The organism is Leclercia sp. UBA2479 (genome assembly GCF_002341985.1).
Taxonomy (GTDB): Bacteria; Pseudomonadota; Gammaproteobacteria; order Enterobacterales; family Enterobacteriaceae; genus Enterobacter; species Enterobacter pneumoniae.
The window spans coordinates 63,558-78,598 of record NZ_DDPB01000003.1 but is presented as its reverse complement, the minus strand read 5'-3'; the positions used below and the strand labels follow the sequence as shown (position 1 = coordinate 78,598).

The following is a 15,041-nucleotide window of genomic DNA, read 5'->3' as shown; positions in this document are numbered from 1 at the left end:
TGATATGCCCATAAGAGATCCTGACTAAGCTATGTCTGAACAATATCGTTATTCCCTGCCCAACAAAGCGGGCGACCAACGCCAGTTGGGTGAACTCACGGGCGCGGCCTGCGCCACGCTGGTGGCGGAGATCGCTGAACGTCATCCGGGGCCGGTGGTGCTGGTTGCGCCAGATATGCAGAACGCCCTGCGCCTGCATGATGAAATTCGTCAATTTACCGACAGCCTGGTGTTCAGCCTTGCCGACTGGGAGACCCTCCCCTACGACAGCTTCTCTCCGCACCAGGAGATTATCTCTTCGCGCCTGTCGACGCTGTACCAACTGCCTTCTATGCAGCGCGGAGTGTTGATTGTGCCGGTCAATACGCTGATGCAGCGCGTCTGCCCCCACAGCTACCTGCATGGCCATGCGCTGGTGATGAAAAAAGGGCAGCGTTTATCGCGTGATGCCCTGCGAGCGCAACTCGACAGTGCGGGTTATCGTCATGTGGACCAGGTCATGGAGCACGGTGAATATGCTACGCGCGGCGCGCTGCTCGACCTCTATCCTATGGGCAGCGATCGTCCTTATCGTCTGGATTTCTTCGACGATGAGATTGATAGCCTGCGCGTATTCGATGCCGATACACAGCGAACGCTGGAAGAGGTAGAAGCCATTAATCTGCTGCCGGCCCATGAGTTCCCGACGGATAAAACCGCCATCGAGCTGTTCCGGAGTCAGTGGCGGGATAAGTTCGATGTGAAACGTGACGCTGAACATATCTATCAGCAGGTGAGCAAAGGCACCCTGCCCGCGGGCATTGAATACTGGCAGCCATTGTTCTTCAGCGAGCCGCTGCCGCCGCTGTTTAGCTATTTCCCGGCCAACACCCTGGTGGTGAACACCGGCGATCTGGAAAGTAGCGCAAACCGTTTTGAGAGCGAAACCCGTGCGCGTTATGAGAACCGCGGCGTAGACCCGATGCGTCCGTTGCTGCCACCCGAACAGCTGTGGCTACGCAGCGATGAACTGTTCAGCGAGCTGAAACGCTGGCCGCGCATGCAGCTTAAAACTGAAAATCTCGCAGAAAAAGCGGCAAACACCAATCTCGGTTTCCAGAAACTGCCAGACCTGGCGGTTCAGGCCCAGCAGAAGTCACCGCTGGACAATTTGCGCAAATTCCTTGAAAGCTTTACCGGCCCGGTGATCTTCTCCGTAGAAAGCGAAGGCCGCCGTGAAGCGCTGGGCGAGTTGCTGGGGCGAATTAAGCTCGCACCTAAACGCATTCTGCGCCTCGACGAGGCGACAGGGAATGGCCGCTATCTGATGATCGGTGCCGCCGAGCATGGCTTTGTCGATATCCTCAACAACCGGGCCCTGATCTGCGAAAGCGATCTGCTGGGCGAGCGCGTGGCGCGTCGTCGCCAGGATAGTCGTCGCACCATAAACCCGGACACGCTGATCCGTAACCTGGCAGAACTGCATCCGGGCCAGCCCATCGTCCATCTGGAGCATGGCGTGGGTCGCTACGCCGGGATGACTACCCTTGAAGCAGGCGGCATCAAAGGGGAGTACCTGATGCTCACTTACGCCAACGACGCCAAACTGTATGTGCCCGTCTCTTCGCTGCATCTGATCAGCCGCTACGCCGGCGGTGCGGAAGATAACGCCCCGCTGCATAAACTGGGAGGCGATGCCTGGTCGCGTGCGCGTCAGAAAGCGGCAGAGAAAGTGCGTGACGTGGCGGCGGAACTGCTGGATATCTATGCTCAGCGTGCGGCCAAAACGGGCTACGCCTTTAAGCATGATAAAGAACAGTACCAGCTCTTCTGTGAAAGTTTCCCCTTTGAGACCACACCGGATCAGAGCCAGGCGATCAACGCTGTGCTGAGCGACATGTGCCAGCCGCTGGCTATGGACCGACTGGTGTGCGGCGACGTCGGCTTCGGTAAAACCGAAGTGGCAATGCGCGCCGCCTTCCTCGCCGTGGAGAACAACAAGCAGGTGGCGGTGCTGGTACCGACCACCCTGCTGGCACAGCAGCACTACGATAACTTCCGCGACCGTTTCGCCAACTGGCCCGTGCGCATCGAAATGCTGTCCCGTTTCCGGAGCGCTAAAGAGCAGACGCAGATCCTGCAGGAGGCAAGCGAAGGCAAAATCGATATCCTGATCGGTACCCATAAACTGCTGCAAAGCGATGTGAAATGGAAAGATCTGGGGCTGCTCATTGTCGATGAAGAGCACCGTTTCGGCGTGCGTCATAAAGAGCGCATCAAAGCGATGCGTGCGGATGTGGATATCCTGACCCTCACCGCAACGCCGATCCCCCGTACGCTCAATATGGCCATGAGCGGCATGCGCGATCTGTCGATTATCGCCACCCCACCGGCGCGTCGTCTGGCGGTGAAAACCTTTGTACGCGAGTACGATAGCCTGGTAGTACGCGAAGCGATCCTGCGCGAAGTGCTACGTGGTGGACAAGTTTACTATCTGTATAACGACGTGGAGAACATCCAGAAGGCCGCAGATCGACTGGCCGAACTGGTGCCTGAGGCCCGCGTCGCCATTGGCCATGGCCAGATGCGCGAACGCGAGCTGGAACGGGTCATGAATGATTTCCACCACCAGCGCTTTAACGTGCTGGTCTGCACCACCATCATTGAAACCGGCATCGACATCCCGACTGCGAATACCATCATTATTGAACGTGCGGACCACTTTGGTCTGGCGCAGTTGCACCAGCTGCGTGGCCGCGTGGGCCGTTCGCATCACCAGGCTTACGCCTGGCTGTTAACCCCGCACCCGAAAGCGATGACCACCGACGCGCAAAAACGCCTCGAAGCCATCGCCTCGCTGGAAGATCTGGGGGCAGGTTTTGCGCTGGCGACCCACGATCTGGAAATTCGCGGCGCGGGCGAACTATTAGGGGAAGACCAGAGCGGCTCGATGGAAACCATTGGCTTCTCGCTCTATATGGAATTGCTGGAAAACGCCGTCGATGCCCTGAAAGCGGGACGGGAGCCGTCGCTCGAAGATCTGACCAGCCAGCAAACGGAGGTCGAGTTACGCATGCCTTCTCTGCTGCCGGATGATTTCATCCCTGACGTCAATACTCGCCTCTCCTTCTATAAGCGCATCGCCAGCGCCAAAAAGGAGGCCGAGCTGGAGGAGATAAAAGTCGAGCTGATCGATCGCTTTGGCCTGCTCCCCGATGCGGCACGTAATCTGCTGGATATCGCTCGCCTTCGTCAGCAGGCGCAGAAACTGGGTATTCGCAAGCTGGAAGGTAACGAAAAAGGGGGCATGATCGAGTTTGCTGAGAAGAATCACGTCGACCCGATGTGGCTGATTGGCCTGCTGCAGAAAGAGCCCCAGCACTTCCGCCTGGATGGCCCGACCCGCCTCAAGTTCACCCAGGAGCTGACGGAGCGCAAGACCCGCATGGAGTGGGTACGAAACTTTATGCGCCAGCTGGAAGAGAACGCCGTCGCCTGATCCCCCTCCCCGGCTTGCCTGACAGGCCGGGGATTTACAAACTCTTTGCATTCTCCTGCCACTTTTCGACACATCTATTCACCATAATTATCAATTAACGTTCAGATAACATGACCCCAATTATTGCTATGGATTTTGGTGATGATGACTCAACGATTTTCTCGCTGGATAACGTTTTTTGCGCTGGTCGCCACCGTCGCCCTGGCCCTCCCTGCGCGGGCTAACACCTGGCCTCTCCCTGCTGCAGGAAGTCGTCTGGTGGGTGAGAACCGCTTTCACGTAGTGGAAGATGACGGCGGCTCGCTGGAGGCGATCGCAAAACGCTATAACGTCGGTTTTCTGGCCCTGTTACAAGCCAACCCGGGCGTCGACCCTTATGTTCCGCGCCCGGGCAGCGTACTGACCATCCCGCTGCAAACATTACTGCCGGATGCACCACGCACAGGCATTGTGATCAACCTGGCCGAACTTCGCCTCTATTACTACCCGCCTGGAAAAAATGAGGTGACCGTCTATCCCATCGGTATCGGGCAGCTGGATAGCAATACGTTAACACCCACCATGGTGACGACCGTCTCGGACAAGCGCGCCAATCCGACCTGGACCCCGACGGCGAATATTCGTGCCCGCTATAAAGCCCAGGGCATTGATTTGCCTGCGGTAGTGCCTGCCGGGCCGGATAATCCGATGGGCCATCATGCTATTCGTCTGGCAGCCTACGGCGGCGTCTATTTACTGCATGGCACTAACGCGGATTTCGGTATCGGTATGCGCGTCAGCTCTGGCTGTATTCGTCTGCGTGATAACGACATCGAAACCCTGTTCCGGGTAATAACCCCGGGCACGAAGGTCAATATCATCAATACGCCGATTAAAGCCTCCGTAGAGCCCGATGGCAGACACCTCGTGGAGATCCATCAGCCCCTGTCGAAAAACATCGAGGACGATCCGCAAACCTTGCCCATCACGCTTAATGCCAGCATGCAGGCTTTTAAAAGCCAGGCTGACGGCATCGTGATGGAAAGAGCGATGGAGGCGCGTTCCGGAATGCCCACCGATGTCACCCGACACGTGGCTGCCAGCCAGTCTATGTAAATAAAAAAGGCCCTGCAGATGCAGGGCCTTTTTTTAGCAGTGGTAAAGCAGTGGCAGTATGAGGGTTTAGCCAGGGCTTATTTATAGATAACAGCAGTACCGTGCAGGTTGTTAGGACCGGCCACGGAGGTGATGCGATAGGATGTAGCACCCATCTCATCGGCTTTTTGGGCCAGTTCACTTTCCAGAGAACTCAGGTTAGTCCCTGCATTGGCAGAAATAGTGCCCACTTTATGCTGATCGGCAGGTGTGGTCTGCACCTGAACCGCGGCGAAGCTGGCGAAAGAGAGGGAACTGAGCAGGGTTGCAGCGATCAAAGTTTTTACGTTTTTCATGATTATAGCCTTTTGACAGATGAATTTGGGGTCGCAAGTTAATTACTTAACGATCGATAGGAAAATCATAAGTGTGATCCCCATCACGCGTCAACATTATTTTTATAATGATCATTAAATTAATTTCAAATCCTTTATTTTTCATAAAGATAGGATTAAATTATTTTTCTGAAATGAGTGCTGGTCGCGCCATGAGATTATTTTTATAATGGTTATTCAACAATCCAACTAAGGTACGACGGCCTATGACAACCACAGTGACGAGTTGCGCTAAAAAAAGCCGTGGCCGACCTAAGGTGTTCGACAGGGACGCGGCGCTTGATAAGGCCATGACACTCTTCTGGCAACATGGGTATGAGGCGACATCCCTCGCGGATCTGGTGGAAGCGACGGGTGCGAAAGCGCCAACATTGTATGCAGAGTTCACCAATAAAGAGGGGCTGTTTCGCGCGGTGCTGGATCGCTATATCACCCGGTTTGCGGCGAAACATGAAGCCCAGCTGTTTTGTGAAGAGAAGAGCGTTGAGCAGGCACTGAGTGACTATTTCACCGCAGTAGCAACCTGCTTCACCAGTAAAGAGACCCCGGCGGGCTGTTTTATGATTAATACCTCCGCCACCCTTGCCGCCTCTTCTAAAGAGATTGCGAATACGGTGAAATCGCGCCACGCCATGCAGGAAGAGACACTGGGTCTTTTTCTGCGCCAACGGCAACAGCGCGGTGAGATCCCGGCCCAATGTGAAACAGACCGGCTGGCGCAGTATCTCAGCTGTGTCCTGCAGGGAATGTCTATCAGCGCACGTGAAGGGGCAACCCTCGAAAAACTCCAGAGCATCACCCGGACCACGCTGCACTTGTGGCCTGAGCTCATTAAGATGTAAACCTGCCACAGAAAGAGGGTTTGGCCTGTTAAACGATAGGCCAAATCTTTCTCATAAATTAAGGCGTTTGCTATCCTTAACTTGTGATTATTGTTCTGCTAATGATTAGCAGCCGTTCAACACAAGTTGCGCAAACGTCATGACGACAACAACAACAATGACGTTTACTCTCCTGAACCCTGTGCGGGCGGCAAAATCGTACTTCTCCTCAAGGACAAAACACTTTCTGACTACACATACAGAAGGATTGATAGAGATGATTTTGCTATTACCATTATTGAAGGTGCTAATAGTAATAACATTGTTATTTGGTCTCTGGATTTTATGTGGTGGTTCTGTGTTATTTGCTTTTATCTCCATCCTGCTTACAGGATGGTTTTTACACCGCCAGCATAATCTCTTCGATATCTGATAACTGTGGACATGAAAAAGACCTTAAACCTGCCGGGATCGAGACGGGCGTTTAAGGTCTTTTTATTGCAGGCATAAAAAAGCTCCCCAGCCTGAGCGAATGGGGAGCAAATGCAGAGTACAGCTTTTTTATGCTTTGTTATTCAGGACCAGCTGACCCTTATCGTTCAGCGGGATCTGGCTGCCAGGATCTTTATCCATACGGATTTTCCCCTGCTGTTCGCCAATTTTGTAGGTCACGTCGTAGCCAAGCATTTTTTCGGACTTGTCATACACGGTCTTGCAACGCTGCTGGGTCGTGGTGTAAGTATCACGATCCTGCATGGCGCCCTGAACCTGGTTGCCGGCATAGCCGCCACCCAGCGCGCCGACAACGGTGGCAACATCTTTACCGCGGCCACCACCAAACTGATGGCCCAGAACCCCACCCGCTACGGCACCCAGTACGGAACCGGCGATACGGTTCTCATCCTGCACAGGCCGACGATGCGTTACGGTGACATTACGGCACTCCTGACGCGGCGTTTTTACGGTTTCTTTAATCGGTGTGGCAGAGACAACCTGAGCATATTGTGGCCCACTCTGAAACACATTAAGACTGGCAACCGCCGCCACACCCAGCGCAGCAGCTACGCCAATCCCTATACCCGCTAACATCGACTTATTCACGGGGCTTCCTCCTTTGTGTTGCTATTGGTAACAATTCTGCAACCAGACAGAGGGGTCTGCAAATGGGATAAAGGATTAAAAATGTGGTACGACAGGGGAAACCGAAGTGATTCAGAGAACTCCTGGACTTTCAGGGGCACTGAAACAGAAGGATCTGCTGAATAAGCCCCTCCGACGAGTGCGGAGGGGCGAGAAGATTAATGCAATTTCAGACGTGGACGTATCACGCGGTTGATTCTGCCTACCAGCATCATCAGGCCTGTTTTGAAGTAACCGTGCAGTGCAATCTGGTGCATACGGTACAGAGAGATGTAGACGAAACGTGCAATACGCCCTTCTACCATCATTGAACCCCGCATCAGGTTGCCCATCAGGCTACCGACGGTAGAAAAGTTAGAGAGCGATACCAGAGAACCGTGGTCTTTGTAGACATAGTTCTTCATCTCTTTCCCTTTGCGCTGCGCCAGGATGTTGTGCAGGACCAGGCTTGCCATCTGGTGTGCGGCCTGAGCGCGTGGTGGCACGAAACCGCCTTCCGGGCGGGCGCAGGAAGCACAGTCGCCAATGGCGAAGATATCGGGATCGCGCGTGGTTTGCAGCGTAGGTTCGGTTACCAACTGATTGATACGGTTGGTTTCCAGGCCGCCGATCTCTTTCATGAAATCAGGGGCTTTAATACCCGCCGCCCAGACCATCAGATCGGCCTGAATATACTCACCTTCTTTGGTATGCAAACCGCCCGCATCGGCACTGGTCACCATGGTCTGCGTCAGTACGCGCACGCCGAGCTTGGTGAGTTCGTTATGCGCGGCACTGGAAATACGCGGCGGGAGCGCAGGCAGAATACGTTCGCCTGCTTCAACCAGGGTCACGTTCAGCGCATCGTTCGTTAACCCTTTGTAGCCATAGCTATGCAGCTGTTTCACCGCGTTGTGCAGTTCAGCAGAGAGCTCCACGCCGGTGGCCCCGCCGCCCACGATGGCGATGTTCACTTTACCGCTCGCCCCCAGGTTATTGGAGTACTTCAGGAACAGGTTTAGCATCTCCTGATGGAAACGACGCGCCTGGTGCGGGTTATCGAGGAAGATGCAGTGCTCTTTCACGCCCGGTGTGTTGAAATCATTAGAGGTACTGCCCAACGCCATTACCAGCGTGTCGTACGCCAGTTTACGCTCTGGCACCAGCAGCTCGCCCTTCTCATCACGCAGCTCTGCCAGAGTGATGGTTTTACTTTCACGATTGATATCCACCACGGAACCCAGCTGGAACTGAAAATCATGGTTGCGGGCATGTGCCAGATAGCTCAGGGCGTCCACCCCTTCATCCAGAGAACCGGTTGCGACTTCGTGCAGCAGCGGTTTCCACAGGTGACTATGGTTACGATCCACAAGCGTAATTTTGGCTTTTTTACCGCGCCCAAGCTTTTTACCAAGCTGCGTCGCCAGCTCTAGCCCGCCTGCGCCGCCGCCCACAATCACTATCTTTTTCAATGGCGTAGTCAACGTGACCCCCTCAAATTATTAACCAATTGTTAAGTAAAAGTTATGGAAATAACCTTTACTTAACAAAGGGTTACCGCACTGAAACCATTCAACACTTTCGAGAATAGCATGTTCGGTGCATTGGTCATACCAAAATTGATATTAATCAAGTTTTGCCGTTTAAATGTTAATCAATTATGGCAAAAGAAAACCCGGCTAACCGAGAGGCGCCGGGTTTTTCTACTGCTTAGCACAGGGATTAGCCGAGGGTTTTAAAGGCCTTTATGCGTTGCAGATGATGGGAGATGTTTTTGAACTTATGGGTCTGTTCTTCGTCCCAAACAATCTCATAATAGGGATGCAGCAGTTCGGCCGAGCGGTGGCTGTTCAGCGCTTCATCGTGGCGTGAGAGCACGACCAGACAGCGGTCGCGGTTCTTCTCGCGAAAGTTACTTACGCATTTGGTGGCAATATCGACATACTCTTCCGGGCGGTCGATTTTGCCTTCCATGTTCTCGTTCGGCAGCAGGTTAGGATTGAAGATCACCTGACGAATATCACAGAGAAAACCGATCCGCTCTGCCCAATAACCGCCCAACCCCACACCGCAGATCAACGGCCGATCGTCGACATTCAATTGCAACATCTTATCCACCTCTTTCAGCAGATGCTGCATGTCGTGCTTAGGATGGCGCGTGCTGTAGCTAATCAGACGTACATCCGGGTCGATGAACTGCAGTTGCAGAACTTTTTCATGGTTACCGGGACTGTTCGAATCAAAACCGTGCAAATAGATGATCATCGTATCCTCGCCACACTTCTCATAACAGGAAGGGATTATTGGCCCGCTTTGTGCGCCTGCCAGCGTTCATTCAGCGCCTCTAGCTGCGCGTTGACCGTCTTCCAGCGTGCTGAATCCATCAGTTCCTGACGGCTAAATGAACCTTTATGATACAATTGTGTAACACGGTCAGCTTTGATCGGCGACAGGTTATCAAGCACACTTACCGCGCCTTTACGATTATTGCAGACCAGGATCATATCGCAACCCGCGTCCAGCGACGCCTGACCGCGTTCAGCATAACTGCCCATAATTGCCGCCCCTTCCATCGACAGATCGTCTGAGAAGATCACGCCATTAAAACCCAGCTCTCCACGCAACACGGTTTTGAGCCAGTGCGGAGAACCGCTGGCCGGGCGCGGATCGACGTCACTGTAGATAACATGCGCAGGCATGATGGCATCCAGCTTGTTATCGGTAATCAACGAGCGGAACACGGCCATGTCCTTACTGCGGATCTCTGCTTCGGGACGTGGGTCGCGCGGCGTCTCTTTATGCGAATCCGCCGTTACCGCCCCGTGGCCCGGGAAGTGTTTACCGGTGGTTTTCATACCGGCATCGTGCATACCGTCAATAAAGCGGGTCGCCACCGCCAGCGCTTTTTGCGGGTCGGCGTGGTATGAGCGCTCACCGATGGCGGCGCTGATGTGCCCCACATCCAGAACCGGCGCGAAGCTGATATCGATATCCATGGCGATCATTTCACTCGCCATTAACCAGCCAGCCTCTTGCGCAAGATTGCCCCCCTCTTCCATACCTAGCAGCGCGGCAAAGGACTGTGCCGCCGGCAGGCGGGTAAAACCCTCGCGGAAACGCTGGACGCGCCCGCCTTCCTGATCCACCGCGACGACCAGGCGATGGCGGGAAGCGGCGCGAATTTGGCGCACCAATTCACGCAGCTGCGCCGGATCGTGATAATTTCGGGTAAAAAGGATCAGTCCCCCCACCAGCGGATGCGCCAGAATTTCACGCTCTTCCGCATCCAGTTCGTACCCTTCCACATCCAACATCACTGGACCCACAATACCCTCTCTTATCCTTTTGTATGTAACTGCTGCCAGATGTCATCGGCGAGCGTAATAAATTGTTTGTCTTGCGATTGTTGCCAGCGCAGCTCATACCAGCCAGCCATCAACATCAGCACCCAGGGACGCCAGCGTCTGACCTGACGGTGTAATTGCCGCGCTGGCAACCTGGCGAGATGAGCATATTCTGTCAGTAGCACCTGACGTTGCGTTTCATTTTCCGTCCACACGCTCGCCAGCTCCAGGGCGATATCCCCGTCGCCGCAATATTCCCAGTCAAGTAACCGCGGGCCGTTGGTCGTGTGCACAATATTACCTGCATGCACGTCCATATGCAGTGGCGCCAGTCGCAAGGGTGACGGCTCGCCCAGTTTGCGCAGACGCTTTAACTGTTGTAGCCATAACGGCGAACGACGCGAAGGCGAAGCTTGTAGCCAGTAGCGCTCAAGCAGCGGCATCAAAACGATCCGCCAGCCAAACGGCGGCTGTCGGTGAAGATGATACAGCATAGCCGCCAGCGCCCGGGAGGCCGGGAGGGCCTGTTTCACTTCGCCCGGAAGATACTCCACGGCCATCCAGCCAGGAGCAATAAAACGCGGCTGCGGCGCCAGCGTCTCAGGAAGGTGGCGTAACGCATGATAGTGACGGCGAAAATGAGCCGGTGAACCCAGCGCGGTATGATACTGACGCAGTACCAACCGGTGATTATCGTGCTCAATAATGGCGCTCGCGCCGCTCAATCCCGGGTGGGCCTGCGGCGCGAGGAGTCGATATTGCGGAAAATAGCGCGACAGCAACGTGTCGCGCGACAGGTTAGCGTTGCTGAACTGCACCTTTGCCCGACCAGATGATCTCGCCTGTCTGAACCAGCATCAGCTGCATTTGCAATGCAGGCGCGTTGACGTTGCCGGTAGCGCTGGAGTAGAGCACATACTGTGCGCCGACGTTACGGGCAATGCCAATGGCTTTACTGCGCGAACCCAGGCTGTCCTGCGGAGAGAGCCCAAGCTGCTGCTTGGCGACCGCCAGCTGCTGCGCGGAAACCAGGGTAAATTTACCGTTATTGGCCAGCGCATTGCGCAGGGTTTCCGTGGCTTCGCTTGCGTTCAGCGAACCGTTAGTACGGTTATTCACGCTATCCACCAGCAGCACGCTGCCGGAGGTCACGCCCTGGGCCTGCAGCATTTTGTCCATCATCGGCTGCATGGCGCCGTTCCAGTCATAGTGACGTTCGCGCGGCGTGGGCTGTGCAGTTTCGTCCGGATGCTCAATCGGGCCCGGCTGTGAAGGGACCGAAGGAACCGACGGCACAGTTGGCACCGGCTGCGTTGGCTGGGTAGGTTGCTGCGTACCCGGTTTCGCCTCGTCAACGGGCGCAGGCGGTTGCTCCGTACGGGTAATACAGCCGGAAAGAAAAAGTGCGAAAGCCGTGACCAGCGCGTAACGAGTCAGGTTCTTAATCAAGGTTCACCCCTTACAAATAGAGATACAGTCTGACCTTGTGCGCGCCCAGATAGTTGGCGCTGCCATACAGCGTAACCGACTTTTTAGCCGGAATGGTTACGCTACGCGGCGCCTCAAGCGGGTGCATTTCAAGGCCTCTGGCGTCATACCAGAAAAAACGGTAATGGACGGTAACAGGTACGTTTCTTTCATTAAATAGCGTTGAGGACGCAGACGGCTGGATTTCACTGATGGCCAGCGACGGTGCCTCTGCGGTGATCCCCGCCGCCAGCACGGAGGACTCCATAATCAACGTCTGGTCGTCGTTGACCGGGATAGCCGGACGCGAACTGCACCCCACCAGCACCAGTCCTACCATCAGCGCAGCAATACGCCCCTTTAGCATGTCATCAACCTTTATGCGCCAGCATCGGCCCCAGCGGACGACCGCCCAGTAGATGCATATGAATATGATAGACTTCCTGGCCGCCATGGCGGTTGCAGTTCATGATTAAACGGTAGCCGTCTTCAGCAATGCCTTCCTGCGCGGCAATTTTTGCGGCTACTGTCAGCATACGGCCTAATGCCAGTTCATGCTCAGTTTTCACGTCATTAGCCGTCGGAATCAGAATATTAGGAATAATCAGGATGTGTGTAGGTGCCTGAGGCGAAATGTCGCGGAAAGCGGTCACCAGATCGTCCTGATAGAGGATGTCGGCCGGGATCTCGCGGCGAATAATTTTACTGAAAATAGTTTCTTCAGCCATGACGTTTTCCTTATTACTTTTTTAATCAGACGTCGTGCCCGGCAATCTCATCCTGCGGGCGCACTCTTCAGTGACACAGAATAAGAGTATGAGCGAGTTTCTCTAATCCTTTCAACCTTATCCCGTGAATTCTTTCCTTATTCCCCTCTTGCTGGTCGCAGAGTGACCAGCTACCCACCCCGACAGACTAAAACATAATTTTAATTCACCGGATTACATCTGTTTACACGATGAATCCTAATGCGTATATTTCGCATTTGCATTTTCATGCGCATTTTGAACATACAAATGATCCCAGACCGAATGCAGGACTGGGGCGCTTTTTACAACTCACTCAGAAAGGGTTTGATAATGTCTTTCATTCATCATACCAGGGACGGGCAACGTCAGCCTGCAGCAACCCCCTCGTTGCTGGCAGCCTGTATTGCGATGGCATTGATGCCGACCGTAAGTTTCGCTGCAACGTCGGAAGAGACGGTTATTGTTGACGGTTCTACGTCAAACGACCAGCCTGACGAAGCGCAGGACTACAGCGTAAAAACCACCACCGTTGGCACGAAAATGCAGATGGTGCAGCGTGATATCCCTCAGTCCGTTACGATTGTTAGCGAACAACGTATGCAGGATCAGCAGCTGCAAACGCTGGGTGACGTCATGGATAGCACGATGGGTATCAGCAAAAGTACCGCAGATTCCGATCGTAGCAGTTACTACTCTCGTGGATTCCAAATCGATAATTACATGATCGACGGCATCCCGACCTATTTTGAGTCACGCTGGAATCTCGGCGACTCACTCTCCGATATGGCGCTCTTTGAGCGTGTAGAAGTTGTTCGCGGTGCCAATGGTTTAATGACGGGTACTGGTAACCCCTCTGCGGCGATTAACATGGTGCGTAAGCACGCCACCAGCCGCGAATTCAAAGGTAATCTCTCTGCGGAATACGGTAGCTGGAATAAGCAACGTTATGTGATGGATTTGCAGAGCCCGCTTACCGAAGATGGAAATCTCCGGGGCCGCGTGGTTGCGGGTTACCAGGATAACGACTCCTGGCTCGACCATTACAACCAGAAGAAAACATTCTTCTCCGGCATCATTGACGCCGATTTAGGTTCAGATACCACATTATCGGCAGGATACGAATATCAACGCATTGACGTGAACAACCAGACCTGGGGCGGATTACCACGCTGGAACACCGACGGTAGTGTCAATCACTACGACCGCGCCAAAAGCACCGCGCCGGACTGGGCCTACAATGATAAAGAGTTCAATAAAGTTTACTTTACGCTGAAGCAGCGTTTTTCGGATAACTGGCAAGCAACCCTGAATGCCACTCACACCGAAGCGAAGTTCGACAGTAAAGCGATGTATCTTGATGCGTATGTCGATAAAAACACCGGCATGCTGGTCGGTCCTTACGCTAGCTACGGACCTGACTACACCTATATTGGTGGGACTGGCTGGAACAGTGGCAAACGTAAAGTGGATGCGCTGGATCTCTTTGCTGATGGCGGTTACGAGTTATTTGGTCGTCAGCATACCCTGATGTTTGGCGGCAGCTACAGCAGGCAGACCAACCGTTACACCAACTCATGGGCAAATGTCTTCCCCGACGAGTTTGGCAGCTTCTACGACTACAACGGCCACTTCCCTGAAACCAACTGGGGTTCTCAGTCGCTTGCGCAGGACGACACCACTGACATGAAGTCGCTCTACGCAGCGACCCGCATCTCGTTGGCTGACCCGCTGCACCTGATTCTCGGAGCGCGTTATACCAACTGGAAGGTCGATACTATGACCTACGGGATGGAGCAGAACCATACGACGCCTTATGCGGGTCTGGTTTTTGACATCAACGAAAATTGGTCGACTTACGCAAGCTACACCTCAATCTTCCAGCCACAGAATGTGCGTGATAGCTCGGGTAGGTATCTCGCACCTATTACGGGTAATAACTACGAGCTTGGACTGAAGTCGGACTGGATGAACAGCCGCCTGACCACTACGCTGGCTATCTTCCGTATCGAACAGGATAACCTTGGACAGAGCACTGGGGTGCCTATTCAGGGTTCAACCGACACCGCATATAAAGCCGCTGACGGTACCGTAAGTAAAGGTGTTGAGTTTGAGATCAATGGCGCATTGACAGATAACTGGCAGTTAACCTTTGGTGCAACTCGCTATGTTGCAGAAGACAGTGAGGGTAACGCCGTAAATCCGAATCTGCCTCGAACCAGTGTAAAAATGTTTACCAGCTACCGCCTGCCGGTATTGCCTGAGTTAACTGTCGGCGGGGGCGTGAACTGGCAAAATAGTGTCTACAAAGATGTTGTTACGCCTTACGGCACCTGGCGTGCAAAACAAGGCAGCTATGCGTTGGTTGATCTTTTCACACGTTACCAGGTTACTCCGAACTTCTCTGTGCAGGGCAACCTGAACAACCTGTTCGACAAAACTTACGACACCAACGTGGAAGGTGCCCTCGTGTATGGCGAACCGCGTAACGTAAGCGTGACCGCGAGTTATCAGTTCTGATAATAACATGACAAAAAAGGGAGCCAACTGGCTCCCTTTTTTATGGACTGCACATTGTCTGGCAGTTAATACACGCT

The 15,041-nt window shown here is 53.9% G+C and carries 13 protein-coding genes; 4 read left to right on the top strand and 9 right to left on the bottom strand.

Going from position 1 to position 15,041, the window contains the following annotated elements; all coding sequences use genetic code 11:
* Positions 1-31: 31 nt before the first annotated feature.
* Both mfd and ldtC read left to right on the top strand, forming a co-directional pair.
* Positions 32-3,478 carry a transcription-repair coupling factor gene (mfd, locus tag B3B59_RS02170; RefSeq protein WP_286807995.1) on the top strand — a complete coding sequence of 1,149 codons (3,447 nt, stop codon included), beginning with the start codon at positions 32-34 and terminating at the stop codon, positions 3,476-3,478.
* 141 nt (positions 3,479-3,619) lie between these two features.
* The gene (ldtC, locus tag B3B59_RS02165; RefSeq protein ID WP_249220520.1) at positions 3,620-4,573 is read left to right on the top strand and encodes a L,D-transpeptidase LdtC; all 954 of its coding nucleotides are present in this window, start codon (positions 3,620-3,622) and stop codon (positions 4,571-4,573) included.
* A gap of 77 nt (positions 4,574-4,650) precedes the next feature.
* Here ldtC and bhsA read toward each other — a convergent pair whose 3' ends face one another.
* Positions 4,651-4,908 carry a multiple stress resistance protein BhsA gene (gene bhsA, locus B3B59_RS02160; protein ID WP_040076128.1) on the bottom strand — a complete coding sequence of 86 codons (258 nt, stop codon included), beginning with the start codon at positions 4,906-4,908 and terminating at the stop codon, positions 4,651-4,653.
* A gap of 245 nt (positions 4,909-5,153) precedes the next feature.
* Between bhsA and B3B59_RS02155 the strand changes: the two genes are divergently transcribed.
* Positions 5,154-5,789, top strand: a complete 636-nt coding sequence (locus B3B59_RS02155) for a TetR/AcrR family transcriptional regulator (protein ID WP_046885690.1) — start codon at positions 5,154-5,156, stop codon at positions 5,787-5,789.
* A gap of 540 nt (positions 5,790-6,329) precedes the next feature.
* On the opposite strand, the gene B3B59_RS02150 is transcribed toward B3B59_RS02155, so the two are convergent.
* The 8 genes from B3B59_RS02150 to hinT form a co-directional block, all read right to left on the bottom strand.
* Positions 6,330-6,869 carry a glycine zipper 2TM domain-containing protein gene (locus B3B59_RS02150; RefSeq protein WP_072039520.1) on the bottom strand — a complete coding sequence of 180 codons (540 nt, stop codon included), beginning with the start codon at positions 6,867-6,869 and terminating at the stop codon, positions 6,330-6,332.
* A 197-nt stretch (positions 6,870-7,066) separates the two neighbouring features.
* Complete coding sequence (locus B3B59_RS02145) at positions 7,067-8,371, bottom strand: NAD(P)/FAD-dependent oxidoreductase (protein WP_040076133.1); 1,305 nt, start codon at positions 8,369-8,371, stop codon at positions 7,067-7,069.
* Positions 8,372-8,609: 238 nt separating this feature from the next.
* A complete protein-coding gene (gene ycfP / locus B3B59_RS02140; RefSeq protein WP_040076135.1) occupies positions 8,610-9,152 on the bottom strand; it encodes an alpha/beta hydrolase YcfP in 543 nt (180 codons plus the stop codon).
* A 35-nt stretch (positions 9,153-9,187) separates the two neighbouring features.
* On the bottom strand, positions 9,188-10,213 hold the full coding sequence (gene nagZ / locus B3B59_RS02135) for a beta-N-acetylhexosaminidase (protein WP_040076136.1): 1,026 nt from the start codon (positions 10,211-10,213) through the stop codon (positions 9,188-9,190).
* Between the two features lie 11 nt (positions 10,214-10,224).
* Complete coding sequence (gene thiK, locus B3B59_RS02130) at positions 10,225-11,049, bottom strand: thiamine kinase (protein ID WP_263616309.1); 825 nt, start codon at positions 11,047-11,049, stop codon at positions 10,225-10,227.
* On the bottom strand, positions 11,030-11,680 hold the full coding sequence (gene lpoB, locus B3B59_RS02125) for a penicillin-binding protein activator LpoB (protein WP_040076139.1): 651 nt from the start codon (positions 11,678-11,680) through the stop codon (positions 11,030-11,032). Before lpoB ends, thiK begins: the two co-directional genes overlap by 20 nt.
* 10 nt (positions 11,681-11,690) lie before the next feature.
* A complete protein-coding gene (locus B3B59_RS02120) occupies positions 11,691-12,065 on the bottom strand; it encodes a YcfL family protein (protein ID WP_040076140.1) in 375 nt (124 codons plus the stop codon).
* 4 nt (positions 12,066-12,069) lie between these two features.
* Positions 12,070-12,426, bottom strand: a complete 357-nt coding sequence (hinT, locus tag B3B59_RS02115) for a purine nucleoside phosphoramidase (protein WP_040076141.1) — start codon at positions 12,424-12,426, stop codon at positions 12,070-12,072.
* 351 nt (positions 12,427-12,777) lie between these two features.
* Here hinT and fhuE point away from each other — a divergent pair, with 351 nt between their 5' ends.
* Complete coding sequence (fhuE, locus tag B3B59_RS02110) at positions 12,778-14,964, top strand: ferric-rhodotorulic acid/ferric-coprogen receptor FhuE (RefSeq protein WP_212478638.1); 2,187 nt, start codon at positions 12,778-12,780, stop codon at positions 14,962-14,964.
* Positions 14,965-15,041: the final 77 nt, after the last annotated feature.